General features: G+C 73.8%; 11 protein-coding genes and 1 pseudogene. 7 read left to right on the forward strand and 5 right to left on the reverse strand.

Annotated features, from left to right (window positions below; translation table 11 throughout):
- Nucleotides 1-180 (forward strand): annotated as a pseudogene (locus ABZ914_RS35160) (hypothetical protein); the annotation flags it as partial.
- 59 nt (nucleotides 181-239) lie between these two features.
- On the opposite strand, the gene ABZ914_RS35165 reads toward ABZ914_RS35160, so the two are convergent.
- Nucleotides 240-920, reverse strand: a complete 681-nt coding sequence (locus tag ABZ914_RS35165; protein ID WP_500198548.1) for a TetR/AcrR family transcriptional regulator — start codon at nucleotides 918-920, stop codon at nucleotides 240-242.
- Nucleotides 921-976: 56 nt separating this feature from the next.
- Nucleotides 977-2,200, reverse strand: coding sequence for an acyl-CoA dehydrogenase family protein (locus ABZ914_RS35170; protein WP_190856528.1), 1,224 nt, complete (start codon nucleotides 2,198-2,200; stop codon nucleotides 977-979).
- 45 nt (nucleotides 2,201-2,245) lie between these two features.
- On the opposite strand from ABZ914_RS35170, the gene ABZ914_RS35175 reads away from it, so the two are divergent.
- Both ABZ914_RS35175 and ABZ914_RS35180 read left to right on the forward strand, forming a co-directional pair.
- Nucleotides 2,246-2,992: an SDR family oxidoreductase gene (locus ABZ914_RS35175; protein ID WP_190856529.1), complete on the forward strand. Its 747-nt coding sequence runs from the start codon at nucleotides 2,246-2,248 to the stop codon at nucleotides 2,990-2,992.
- A 47-nt stretch (nucleotides 2,993-3,039) separates the two neighbouring features.
- Nucleotides 3,040-3,996 (forward strand): quinone oxidoreductase family protein, encoded by a 957-nt coding sequence (locus ABZ914_RS35180; RefSeq protein WP_500198550.1) that lies wholly within the window; start codon nucleotides 3,040-3,042, stop codon nucleotides 3,994-3,996.
- Between the two features lie 33 nt (nucleotides 3,997-4,029).
- On the opposite strand, the gene ABZ914_RS35185 is transcribed toward ABZ914_RS35180, so the two are convergent.
- Together ABZ914_RS35185 and ABZ914_RS35190 are read right to left on the reverse strand one after the other, a co-directional pair.
- Nucleotides 4,030-4,710 (reverse strand): response regulator, encoded by a 681-nt coding sequence (locus ABZ914_RS35185; RefSeq protein ID WP_190856531.1) that lies wholly within the window; start codon nucleotides 4,708-4,710, stop codon nucleotides 4,030-4,032.
- A 22-nt stretch (nucleotides 4,711-4,732) separates the two neighbouring features.
- Nucleotides 4,733-5,980: a sensor histidine kinase gene (locus ABZ914_RS35190; RefSeq protein ID WP_500198552.1), complete on the reverse strand. Its 1,248-nt coding sequence runs from the start codon at nucleotides 5,978-5,980 to the stop codon at nucleotides 4,733-4,735.
- Between the two features lie 304 nt (nucleotides 5,981-6,284).
- Here ABZ914_RS35190 and ABZ914_RS35195 point away from each other — a divergent pair, with 304 nt between their 5' ends.
- The 4 genes from ABZ914_RS35195 (at nucleotide 6,285) to ABZ914_RS35210 (ending at nucleotide 11,642) form a co-directional block, all read left to right on the forward strand.
- Nucleotides 6,285-6,815: a cysteine dioxygenase gene (locus ABZ914_RS35195; protein ID WP_500198553.1), complete on the forward strand. Its 531-nt coding sequence runs from the start codon at nucleotides 6,285-6,287 to the stop codon at nucleotides 6,813-6,815.
- A 175-nt stretch (nucleotides 6,816-6,990) separates the two neighbouring features.
- Nucleotides 6,991-8,460 carry a sugar porter family MFS transporter gene (locus tag ABZ914_RS35200; protein WP_500198554.1) on the forward strand — a complete coding sequence of 490 codons (1,470 nt, stop codon included), beginning with the start codon at nucleotides 6,991-6,993 and terminating at the stop codon, nucleotides 8,458-8,460.
- A gap of 302 nt (nucleotides 8,461-8,762) precedes the next feature.
- Complete coding sequence (gene thrS / locus ABZ914_RS35205; protein ID WP_387030564.1) at nucleotides 8,763-10,748, forward strand: threonine--tRNA ligase; 1,986 nt, start codon at nucleotides 8,763-8,765, stop codon at nucleotides 10,746-10,748.
- A 282-nt stretch (nucleotides 10,749-11,030) separates the two neighbouring features.
- The gene (locus ABZ914_RS35210; RefSeq protein WP_500198557.1) at nucleotides 11,031-11,642 is read left to right on the forward strand and encodes a hypothetical protein; all 612 of its coding nucleotides are present in this window, start codon (nucleotides 11,031-11,033) and stop codon (nucleotides 11,640-11,642) included.
- 35 nt (nucleotides 11,643-11,677) lie between these two features.
- Here the strand turns inward: ABZ914_RS35210 and ABZ914_RS35215 are convergent.
- Nucleotides 11,678-12,061: Asp23/Gls24 family envelope stress response protein (locus tag ABZ914_RS35215; RefSeq protein WP_500198559.1), on the reverse strand; the 384-nt coding region annotated here is incomplete at its 5' end.

Here is a 12,061-nt window from a genome sequence, read left to right on the forward strand (position 1 = left end):
GGCGGCGGCGACCGCCTCGCCGGGCTGGTCGCCGACCGGCTCGCCGAGCTGAGCCCGGCCGCCACGGTGGTGCGCCCGGCCGCCGTGCCCGAGGGGGACGCGGTGCTGCGCGGCGCCGTCCTCACCGCGCTGGACCTCGCCCGCGACGACGTCTTCGGCCGCCCGGTCGCCGCGGGCTGACCGCCCGTCCGCGTCCGTGCCGCCGCCGCGGGCCCCGGCCTACCGCCGCAGTCCGGCCGTCACTCCCGGGGCAGCCGCTCGCCCGTGCGCAGCCGGTCCAGGCCGAGCCAGATGAACTCCAGCGCCATCTGCTCGGCGCGCTCGCGCGGCGTGTCGGGATGCTCCAGCCACCACGACACCATCGACAGCATCGACCCGTACATCAGCGGGACGAGCAGCCGCGCCCGCCGCTCGTTCACCGCGAGGGCGGCCGGCGACAGCTTCGGGTCGGCGCGGCGGCGGCGCAGCAGCAGGTCGGCGAACGCGGTGCCGAGCCGGTCGCGCAGCTCCCGCAGCTCCAGCCCGACCTCCGGCTTGTCCAGGTGCCGGACCACCAGCGACCACGCGTCCGGCTCCTCGGTGGCGTAGTCGAACAGCACCCGGATCATCGCCCGGATGCCGCCCGCCGTGCCGTGCGCGGCGGGCACCGCCTCGTTGAGCCGCGCCGTCAGCTCGCCGACGATCGTCTCCGTGACCTCGGCGAACAGCTCCTCCTTGGACACGAAGTGCTGGTACAGCAGCGCCTTGGACACCTGCGCGGCCGCGGCGACGTGCTCCATCTGCGTGAGGTGGTAGCCGCGCCGGCCGAACTCGGCCAGCGCCACCTGGAGCAGCTGCTCGCGCCGCCGGGCGTACGGCATCCGCCGCCGCACGACCGGCCCGGTGCCCGTCGGCTCCGCGCCCGCAGGTACGGTGCCCACCGGTTCCGTGCCGGCGGGCACCGTCCCGCGCGTTCCCGCGTCCCCCGTGCCTCCGGTCATTTCCCGAGGTACTTGCCCAGTTCGGCGCGCGCGACCGAGCGCACGTGGACCTCGTCGGGCCCGTCGGCGAGGCGCAGCGTGCGCAGCCCCGCCCACATGGCGGCGAGCGGGGTGTCGTCGCTGACCCCGGCGCCGCCGTGCACCTGGATCGCCCGGTCGACGACCTCCAGCGCGACCCGCGGCGCGATCACCTTGATCGCCGCGACCTCGGACCGCGCGGCCTGCACGCCCTGCTTGTCGATCAGCCACGCGGTCTTCAGCGTGAGCAGCCGGGCCTGCTCGATCGCCATCCGCGACTCGGCGATCTGCTGGCGCACCACGCCCTGCTTGGCGAGCGGCCCGCCGAACGCCACGCGGGACGCCGCGCGCTCGCACATCAGCTCCAGCGCCCGCTCGGCCATCCCGATCGCGCGCATGCAGTGGTGGATGCGGCCGGGCCCGAGGCGCGCCTGCGCGATCGCGAAGCCGCCGCCCTCCTCGCCGACGAGGTTCTCCACCGGGACGCGGACGTCGGTGAAGGTGATCTCGCAGTGGCCGTGCTGGTCCTGGTAGCCGAACACGGGCAGCGGCCGGACGACCTCGACGCCCGGGGCGTCGATCGGCACCAGCACCATCGACTGCTGCCGGTACGGGTGGCCCTCCGGGTCGGTCTTGCCCATCACGATCATGATCTTGCAGCGCGGGTCGGCGGTGCCGCTGATCCACCACTTGCGGCCGTTGATCACGTAGTGGTCGCCGTCGCGCTCGATGCGGGTGGAGATGTTGGTGGCGTCCGAGCTCGCCACGTCCGGCTCCGTCATCGCGAACGCGCTGCGGATCTCGCCGTCCAGCAGCGGCCTCAGCCAGCGCTCCTTCTGCTCGGGCGTGCCGAACAGGTGCAGGACCTCCATGTTGCCGGTGTCGGGCGCCGCGCAGTTGGTCGCCTCGGGGGCGAGGCTGGGGGAGCGGCCCGTCACCTCGGCGAGCGAGGCGTAGTCGGTGACGCTCAGGCCGTGCGCCGGGTCCTCGCTGTCGGGGAGGAACAGGTTCCACAGGCCGCGCTTGCGCGCCTCGACCTTGAGGTCCTCGACGACCTGCGGGACGTGGTGCTCGCGGCCCTGCTCGCGCAGCTCCGCCCGCTGGGCCGCGTACACCGGCTCCGCGGGGTAGACGTGGGAGTCCATGAATTCCTGGAGGCGGCCGAGGTGCTCCTGGGCCCGCTCGCTCAAACCGAAGTCCATTCCGCTAGAGTAACTGACGAGTCAGTTACTTGGGAGGGAGTCCCCATGGCAGCCTTCGACGGCACGGGCAAGGTCGCGCTGATCACGGGCGGATCCAACGGCATCGGCGCGTCGGTCGCGCGCCGGCTGGCCCGCGAGGGCGCCCGGGTCGTGCTCGCCGACGTCGACGCCGAGGCCGGCGGCGCGCTCGCCAAGGAGCTCGACGGCGCGTTCGTCCGCTGCGACGTCCGCGAGCCCGCCGACAGCGAGGCCGCCGTCGCCGCCGCCGTCGAGCGCTTCGGCGGCCTGGACGTCGCGTTCCTCAACGCGGGCGTCGCCGGCGGGGGCGACCTCGGCGAGGACTTCGACCCCGCGGTGTACCGCCGCGCCATGGGCATCAACCTCGACGGCGTCGTCTACGGCGTGCACGCCGCGCTGCCCGCGATCCGCGCCCGCGGCGGCGGGAACATCATCGCGACCGCCAGCATGGCCGCGCTCACCGCGACGCCCTTCGACCCCGTCTACGGCGCGAACAAGGCCGCGGTCGTCGGCCTCGTCCGCGCGCTCGGCCCCACCTACCTGCCCGAGGGCATCCGGGTGAACGCGCTGTGCCCGTCGTTCGCCGACACCGCGATCCTCGGCGAGATGAAGGGGCGGCTCCAGGAGAGCGGGTTCCCGATCCTCCAGGTGGACGACGTCGTCGAGGCGTTCATGCGGATCCTGGAGGCCGACGGCGCCGGCGAGGCGTGGTACGTCGTCCCGGGCCGCCCGTCCGAGCCGTTCAAGTTCCGCGGCGTCCCGGGCCCGCGCTGAGCCCGCCCGCCCCGCACGAAGGCGCCCACGCACCGAACAGGAGAGTCATGCGCGCGATCCAGATCACCGAGTTCGGCGGTCCCGAGGTGCTGACCGTCACCGAGCTGCCCGACCCGGTCGCCGGGCCCGGGCACCTGCTCGTCGACGTCTCCCGGGCCGGCATCAACTACGCCGACACCCACCAGGCCGAGAACAGCTACCTGTCGGAGTCGACGCTGCCGATGGTGCCGGGCGGCGAGGTCGTCGGCACCACCCCGGACGGCCGCCGCGTCGTCGCGCTCGTCGGCACCGGCGGGTACGCCGAGAAGGCCGTCGCGCCGGAGGCGCTGGCCTGGGACGTCCCGGACGCCGTCGACGACGTCACCGCGCTCGGCATGATCGTGCAGGGCGCGTCGGCGTGGGTGCTGCTGCGGCGCAGCGTGCACCTGGCGCCGGGGGAGTCGGTCGTCGTGCACGCCGCCGCCGGCGGGGTCGGCACCCTCGCCGTCCAGCTCGCCAAGGCCTGGGGCGCCGGGCGCGTCATCGCGACCGCCTCGTCCAAGGACAAGCGCGACCTCGCCCTGGAGCTCGGCGCGGACGTCGCGATCGACGCCAACGAGCCCGACCTGAAGGACGCGCTCATCGAGGCCAACGGCGGCCGCCGCGTCGACGCCGTGCTGGAGATGACCGGCGGCACCGTCACCGACCAGAGCCTGAAGGCGCTCGCGCCGTTCGGCCGGCTCGCCTTCTACGGCATGGCCTCCCGCAAGGAGCCGTCGCCGGTGCGGCCCGCCTCGCTGATGTCGCACTCCACGACGATCGCCGGCATGTGGCTGGCGCACGTCTTCCAGCTGCCCGGCGACGTCATGCGCGCCGCGCTGGACGAGCTGTTCGGCCTGGCCGCCGACGGACGGCTGCGCGTGGTCGGCGGCGGCGAGTACGGCCTGTCGGAGGTCCGCCGCGCCCACGAGGACCTGCGCGCCCGCCGCACCACCGGCAAGCTCGTCCTCGACCCGTCCCGCTGAGCCCTGGAGGGACCGGGCCCGGAACGGGCCGCGCTAGCCGACGAGGCCGTTCTCGTAGGCGAACACCACGGCCTGGGTCCGGTCCCGCAGCGCCAGCTTGGTCAGCACGTGCCCCACGTGCGTCTTGATCGTCTGCTCGGCGAGCACCAGCTCGGCGGCGATCTCGGCGTTGGACAGGCCCCGCGCGATGAGCCGCAGCACGTCCATCTCGCGCGGGGTGAGGCCCGCCGTCGCCGTCGGGCTCGGCCGCTGGTGGCGGCGCCGGCGCGCGAAGTCGCCGATCAGCCGCCGCGTGATCGACGGCGCGAGCAGCGCGTCGCCCGCGGCCACCACCCGCACCCCGGTCACCAGGTCGGCCGCCGAGGCGTCCTTCAGCAGGAACCCGCTGGCCCCCGCGCCGAGCGCCTCGTAGACGTACTCGTCCAGGTCGAACGTGGTGAGCACCAGGACCTTCGGCCGCACGTCGGCGGGGTCCCCGCCGTCGGTCCCGGCGGGCGCGCCGATCAGCTCGGCGGTCGCGGCCAGGCCGTCCATCTCCGGCATCCGGATGTCCATCACCACGACGTCCGGATCCAGCGCGCGGGCCATGTCCACGGCCTCGCGCCCGTTCCCCGCCTGCCCGATCACCTCGATCTCCGGATCGGAGGACAGCAGCGCCGCGAGCCCGTCGCGGATCATCACCTGGTCGTCGGCGATCAGCACCCGAATCGTCACGACGCCACCCTACGGGGAACGATCAGTCCCCGTACGGCAGCTCGGCCGCGACCGTCCAGCCGGCGGGCGCGCGCGGGCCGGCCGACAGCGTCCCGCCGAGCATGGTGACGCGCTCGCGCATCCCGACCAGGCCGTGCCCGCCGCCCTGCGACCCGTCCGGGACCCCACGCGGGCCGTCGTCGTCGACGGTCACCGCGAGCGCCTCGGGTCCGTACTTGATCTCCACGTGGACGCGCGAGCCCGGCGCGTACCGGGCCGCGTTGCTGAGCGACTCCTGGACGATCCGGAAGGCCGACAGGTCCACCCCGGCGTCCAGCTGGCGCGGCATGCCGACGACCACGGTGGCGACCGACAGCCCGGAGTTGCGGGCCGCCGCGGCCAGCTCGTCGAGCCGGTCCAGGCCCGGGCTCGGGGCGCGCTCGGCGCCCTCGTCGTCCGAGCGCAGGAGCCCGACCACGCGGCGGGTCTCGGTGAGCGCCTCGCGGGCCGCGTCCCGCACGACCCCGAACGTCTCGCGGGCGGCGTCCGGCAGGTCGGGGATCTTGAACGGGGCGGCCTCGGCCTGCATGGCGATCACCGACATGTGATGGGCGACGACGTCGTGCAGCTCGCGGGCGATGCGGGCGCGCTCCTCCAGCACCGCCTGCCGGGCCAGGTCCTGCCGGTGCTGCTCCTCGCGGCGGCGCAGCTCCTCCTCCGCGGACCTGCGGCCGCCGACCGCGTCGCCGAAGGTCAGCGCGAGCGCGGTGATCCCGGCGAGGATGATGCCGAACCAGCCCGGCATGCCGAACAGCACGGCGGGCAGCAGCACCGCCACGATCGTCACCGCGCCGACCCCGACGGTCGTCTGCCGGTCGCAGCCGATCCCGGCGAAGAACAGGATGACGACCAGCGCGAGGATCGCGGTGACCGGCCACGGCATGAAGCCGGTGCCGTGCCGGACGAACACGGTGGCCAGCAGCCCGATGGCGGCGATGCGCCAGGCGGCGAGCGGCCAGCGGACCGCGAAGATCAGCGGGGTCGCCATCAGCACCCCGAGCGGCCAGGCCGCCCCGGCGTCCACGTGGTACGCCGAGATGGAGATCGCGATGGACCCGGCCGTGAAGCCGATCGTCATGGCGAGCAGGACGGCGAGGATCGGCACGCGCAGCAGGAGCCGGCCGGGGAGCAGGGGGACGGCGGGGTCGTCGTGGCCGGGCACGACGGCGGAGGCGACCCCGGCGAGCAGCCGGGGCCGCGCGCCGGCGCCGGGGCGGTGTGGTTCGTTCATCTCGCTGCGAGCCTAGAGCGCCCGGCGCCGCGGCCGCCTGCCTCCGGGGAGGGAGATCGGGCCGCCCCCGCTGGTATCACCGCTGCCCAGGGCCGGGGCGGCGTCTTCCAGCCTTTCCCGATTGACTTTATAGGAATTGTGGCCCATCCTCGTGGTGTGACGATCTCCGCCGCACTGCACGAACGCCTGCACGTCGATCTGCGCCTCCAGGCCAGCGCGCTGTGTCGCCGGACGCTCCGCTAGCGGACACCCGCTCGCGGCCGCGTTCCCGCACGTTCCACAGCACAGCCGAGGAGAGCGACAGATGACCGTCACCGCCACCGAGTCCGGCACGCCCGAATCCGGCACGCCCGGGTCCGGCGCGCCCGCGCAGGCCGCCCCGCAGGAGGCGGGTGCGCCGTTCGCGCCGGCGCGGCTCGCCGAGCGCGCCCGCGCGCTGGCCGACCACCCGGAGGAGTGGGTCCACCGGGTCCGGCTCGACCCGCAGGGCCGCTGGTACGAGCGCCTCCACCAGGACGCCGACCACGAGATCTGGCTGATCAGCTGGCTGCCCGGCCAGGCCACCGGCTTCCACGACCACGGCGGCTCCGCCGGCGCCTTCGCCGTCGCCCTCGGCACGCTCGAGGAGCACCGCGTGCACGACCGGCGCGAGGTCGGCGCCGGGCAGGTGCGCTCGTTCGGACCCGACTACGTCCACGACGTCCGCAACACCTCGGACGCGCCCGCGGTCAGCGTGCACGTGTACTCGCCGCCGCTGTCGACCATGCGCCGCTACGACCTGGACGCGGGCGGCGAACTCGTCCGCCTCACCGCGGAGTCCGCCGAGGACTGGTGACGCGGGGCCCGACACGGGCCCGGGCGCGGGGCCCTGCACGGGCCCCCGCCGCGGAGCGCGCTCCGGGAACGCGGCCCAACTCCGTCCCAGCGCACGGTCGCGGAACCGCCATTCACGGGTGGGGCACGGGCAACGCAGCCGCATAAGGTCTTTTCTACGGGGAAGATCCGGCTCCATGAGCACACCGGGAAGCGGATCGAAGACCACGGTAGGCGAGGAGCACGGAGGCCCTTCCCACTCGGCCGCCACCGCCGCGCTCCTGGCGGGAGCCGCGGCGCTCGGCGGGTTCCTGTTCGGTTACGACTCCTCGGTCATCAACGGCACCGTCGACGCGCTCAAGGACACCTTCCACCTCAGCGGCTTCGTCGTCGGCTTCGTGGTCTCGGCCGCGCTGCTCGGCTGCGCCGTGGGCGCCTGGTTCGCCGGCCCGCTCGGCGACCGGATCGGCCGGGTGAAGGTGATGCTGGCCGCGTCCGCCCTGTTCGTGATCAGCTCGCTCGGCTCGGCGTTCGCGTTCAGCGCCGCCGACCTCACCGCGTGGCGGCTGGTCGGCGGCCTGGCGATCGGCGCCGCGTCCGTCATCGCGCCCGCCTACATCGCCGAGATCGCGCCCGCCGAGCTGCGCGGCAGGCTCGGGTCCCTCCAGCAGATGGCGATCGTCCTCGGCATCTTCGCGGCGCTGGTCGTCGACTACGTCATCGCCCAGGTGTCCAAGGGCGGCGCGACCGGGACGTTCCCGTGGGGCGGCGGCGCCTGGCGCTGGATGTTCGCCAGCGCGGCCGTGCCCGCGGTGTTCTGGGGCGTGATCGCCACGACGATCCCCGAGTCGCCCCGCTACCTGGTGAAGAAGCACAAGATGACCGACGCGAAGCGGGTGCTCGCGCGGGTCATGGGCCGCGGCGACGTGGACGGCAAGATCAAGGACATCGTCCGGTCGATCGCCGAGGACCGCGCCGTGCACCTGCGGGACCTGCGCGGCTCCCGCCTCGGGCTGCTGCCGATCGTATGGGTCGGCATCCTGCTGTCGGTCTTCCAGCAGTTCGTCGGCATCAACGTGATCTTCTACTACTCGTCCTCGCTGTGGCAGGCGGTCGGGTTCTCCGAGAGCAACGCGATGCTCACCTCCGTGATCAACTCGGTGGTGAACGTGGCGTTCACGCTGGTCGCGATCGCGCTCGTCGACCGGGTCGGGCGGCGCCCGCTGCTGCTCGGCGGCGCGGCGGGCATGGCGCTGGCGCTCGGCACGCTGACGGCCTGCTTCTCGACCGCCCACGTGGTGGACGGCAAGCCGGAGCTGAGCGGCGCCGCCGGGCCGATCGCGCTCGTCGCCGCCAACGTCTTCGTCGCCGCGTTCGCCGCGACCTGGGGCCCGGTCGTGTGGGTGATGCTCGGCGAGATGTTCAACAACTTCATCCGCGCGTCGGCGCTGGCCGTCGCCGCCGCCGCGCAGTGGATCGCCAACTGGCTGGTCACCACGACGTTCCCCGGCATCTCCGGCTTCTCGCTCAGCCTGGCCTACGGCCTGTACACCGCGTTCTCCGTGCTGGCGTTCATCTTCGTGATCCGGGCCGTCCCGGAGACGCGCGGGCGCGAGCTGGAGGACATGGACCGGCTCGAACGGCCGAGGCGGGAGGCCCGCGCGTGACCGCGGAAACCGCCCTGCCGGGCGCCGCCCGCGTCGGTTACGATGGGCCCATGCAGGCCGTACCGCTCGTGCTCGAGACGACGACGCCGGGTCGCCCCCGGCGCCACGGCCGCATGCACTGACATCGCACGCTGTGAAGGCCCCGGGAGCGATCCCGGGGCCTTCACCGCTTTCCGGGGTCGTTCCGGGGCCTCCCAGAGGAGGACAGGAGCAGTCCGATGGAGCCGGATGCGTCCGGGGCACACCCCGAGTCGATAGCATCGGAACCCGTTGATCCCAACCCACCATCCCGAGGAGTACCCGTGTCCACCGTGTCTGAGCTGCGCATCACCCTCGACGGGAGCGAGCGGGCGGTGCCGGCGGGCACCACCGCGGGGCAGGCACTGGACGCCGACGGCCGCACCGTGATCGCCGCCCGGGTCAACGGCGAGCTGCGCGACCTGGCCGGGGAACTGCACGACGGCGACGCCGTCGAGCCGGTCGAGATCGGCTCCGACGACGGCCGGGCGATCATGCGGCACTCCGCCGCGCACGTCATGGCGCAGGCCGTGCAGGAGCTGTTCCCCGAGGCCAAGCTCGGCATCGGCCCGCCGGTCGAGAACGGCTTCTACTACGACTTCGACGTCGCCGAGCCGTTCACCCCCGACGACCTCAAGCGCATCGAGAAGCGGATGCGCGAGATCGTCAAGCAGGGCCAGCGGTTCTCCCGCCGTCCCGTCTCCGACGAGGACGCCCGCGCCGAGCTGGCCGCCGAGCCGTACAAGCTGGAGCTCATCGGCCTGAAGGGCTCGGGCCCGGTCGAGGACGCGGCGGACGGCGCGAACGTGGAGGTGGGCGGCGCCGAGCTGACCATCTACGACAACCTCGACGCCAAGTCCGGCGAGCTGCGCTGGAAGGACCTCTGCCGCGGCCCGCACCTGCCGTCCACCCGCGTCATCCCCGCGTTCAAGCTGATGCGGTCCGGCGGCGCGTACTGGCGCGGCAGCGAGAAGAACCCGCAGCTGCAGCGCATCTACGGCACCGCGTGGGAGTCCCGGGAGAAGCAGGACGAGTACCTGAAGTTCCTGGAGGAGGCCGAGAAGCGCGACCACCGCCGCCTCGGCGCCGAGCTCGACCTGTTCTCCTTCCCCAACGAGATCGGCAGCGGCCTCGCCGTCTTCCACCCGAAGGGCGGCGTCGTCCGCCGCGTCATGGAGGACTACTCGCGGCGCCGCCACGAGGACGCCGGGTACGAGTTCGTCAACACCCCGCACATCACCAAGGGCAACCTGTTCGAGATCTCCGGCCACCTCGGCTGGTACAAGGACGACATGTTCCCGCCCATGGAGGTGGACGGCGGGGACTACTACCTCAAGCCGATGAACTGCCCGATGCACAACCTGATCTTCCGGGCGCGCGGGCGGTCCTACCGGGAGCTGCCGCTGCGGCTGTTCGAGTTCGGGTCGGTGTACCGGTACGAGAAGTCCGGCGTGGTGCACGGCCTCACCCGCGTCCGCGGCATGACCCAGGACGACGCGCACATCTACTGCACCCGCGAGCAGATGGTCGGCGAGCTGAAGAACCTGCTCACCTTCGTGCTCGACCTGCTGCGCGACTACGGCCTCAACGAGTTCTACCTGGAGCTGTCCACCCGCGACGAGTCGGAGAAGTTCATCGGCTCCGAGGAGGACTGGGCCGAGGCCACCGCGGCGCTGGAGGAGGCGGCGGGCGACTCGGGCCTCGACCTCGTGCCCGACCCGGGCGGCGCGGCCTTCTACGGGCCGAAGATCTCCGTCCAGGCCAGGGACGCGATCGGCCGGACCTGGCAGCTGTCCACCATCCAGGTCGACTTCAACCAGCCGAAGCGGTTCGAGCTGGAGTACCAGGCGGCCGACGGCACCCGCAAGCAGCCCGTCATGATCCACCGGGCGCTGTTCGGGTCGATCGAGCGGTTCTTCGGCGTGCTGCTGGAGCACTACGCCGGCGCCATGCCGCCGTGGCTGTCGCCGGTGCAGGCGGTCGGCATCCCGATCGGCGACGCGCACGTCGCGCACCTGGACCAGGTGGCCGCGCGGCTGCGCGAGCGCGGGATCCGGGTGGAGGTCGACTCCTCCTCCGACCGGATGCAGAAGAAGATCCGCAACGCGCAGAAGCAGAAGATCCCCTACATGCTGCTCGCCGGCGACGAGGACGTCGCGAAGGACGCGGTGTCGTTCCGGTACCGCAACGGGGAGCAGAAGAACGGCGTGCCGATCGACGAGGCCGTCGAGGAGATCGTGAAGGCCGTCGAGGCCCGCGTCCAGATCTGACCCGTGCCGCCCGCGTCCGTGCCCGCCCCCGCGCCCCCCCCCCCGTCCCCCCCCGGGCCGCCCGGCCCCGCCCCCCCCCCGCCGGGGCCCCGCCCCCCGGGGCCCGTCAGCTCGTGGAGATCACGTAGGGCACGCCCCCGCCGAGGTGGCGCGGAGCCTGGCGGAGCTGACCCGGCGGCTGCTGGCCTGAGCACGGCGGCCCGTCGCCCGTGAGCGGACGTGGGGGATGCGCGGAGTTGGTAGCCTCAACGGTCACGTTCACGGACCGGGGAGACGAGCGAGATGAAGTCCACGAGGCCGCGGCGGCCGGGGCCGCGGCGGGCGCGCTCGGTCTGGGGCCGGATCGCCGGCTACGGGGGCGCCGCGCTGCTCGTGGCCGCCGCCATCGTGGTGCTCCTGGTCCCGCTGCTCGACAAGGACAAGGACGGCACCGGCGCCGCGGGGACGACGAGTCCCGGCACGTCGCCCTCGGCGGGCCTGGGCGGTGTCCCCGGCGCCTCCGGCGGGCCGGTGAACCCGACCAACCCCGTCCCGCAGAACACCGGTGGCTCGCCCTACACGGGCGGTGGCCAAGGGGGTGGGCAGGGCGGCGGCATGCAGATCCCCGACCAGAACGGCACGGGCGGCACCGGGTGGTGCCCGCAGGGGACGGCGTTCTACCGCGCCGCCAAGGGCGGCGTCGACGTCACCATCACGGTCTCGTCCAGTGGCGCGATCCGCGCCGAGCTGTCGATCAAGGGGCACGCGCCGCAGGCGCAGCAGACGACGGTGTCGGGCGGCAGGCCGCACACGTTCCGGTTCAAGGGCGTGGCCGCGCAACTGGTGCGGCGGGTGAAGGTGACGACCGTCTCGGTCGGCGTGGCGATGCAGAACTGCTACGCACGGCCCGCCTGACGACTGAGGCCGCTCGGTACGCGGGCGGGGTCCGCCTAGCGCGCGCGTCCTGCGTCCAGGCCCGTTCCCATGGGCGGGAGGGGAGCGGACGCGGCGCCCGCCTCGCCGGAGCCGGGCCCCGGCGAGCGGCGGACGTCCTCGACCGTCACGTTGACCGCGGCGACCCGCGCGCCCAGCATCAGCCCGGCCATCCGCGCGACGCCGGCCTGCACCGCCGCCGCCACGTCCATGATCACGTGGCCGTACTCGACGGCGATGCCGACGTCGACCGTCACCGCGTCGCCGGCGGACCGCACCCGCACCCCCGACCCGAGCGCGCAGACCCCGCCGACCTCCAGCGCGGCGAGCACGGCGACCTTCTCGGCCACCTCGTCGCCGACCGTGATCCGCCCCTCCACCCGGGGCGGCGCGGCGGGCGG

The sequence above is a fragment of the Spirillospora sp. NPDC046719 genome (assembly GCF_040645715.1).
Classification (GTDB): domain Bacteria; phylum Actinomycetota; class Actinomycetes; order Streptosporangiales; family Streptosporangiaceae; genus Spirillospora.

Bases quoted from the DNA above. Each gene is read 5' to 3' on its own strand.
- ABZ914_RS35170 (WP_190856528.1), bottom strand. From the start codon at position 2,200: ATGGACTTCGGTTTGAGCGAGCGGGCCCAGGAGCACCTCGGCCGCCTC.
- ABZ914_RS35175 (WP_190856529.1), top strand. From the start codon at position 2,246: ATGGCAGCCTTCGACGGCACGGGCAAGGTCGCGCTGATCACGGGCGGA.
- ABZ914_RS35180 (WP_500198550.1), top strand. From the start codon at position 3,040: ATGCGCGCGATCCAGATCACCGAGTTCGGCGGTCCCGAGGTGCTGACC.
- ABZ914_RS35190 (WP_500198552.1), bottom strand. From the start codon at position 5,980: ATGAACGAACCACACCGCCCCGGCGCCGGCGCGCGGCCCCGGCTGCTC.
- ABZ914_RS35195 (WP_500198553.1), top strand. From the start codon at position 6,285: ATGACCGTCACCGCCACCGAGTCCGGCACGCCCGAATCCGGCACGCCC.
- ABZ914_RS35200 (WP_500198554.1), top strand. From the start codon at position 6,991: ATGAGCACACCGGGAAGCGGATCGAAGACCACGGTAGGCGAGGAGCAC.
- ABZ914_RS35210 (WP_500198557.1), top strand. From the start codon at position 11,031: ATGAAGTCCACGAGGCCGCGGCGGCCGGGGCCGCGGCGGGCGCGCTCG.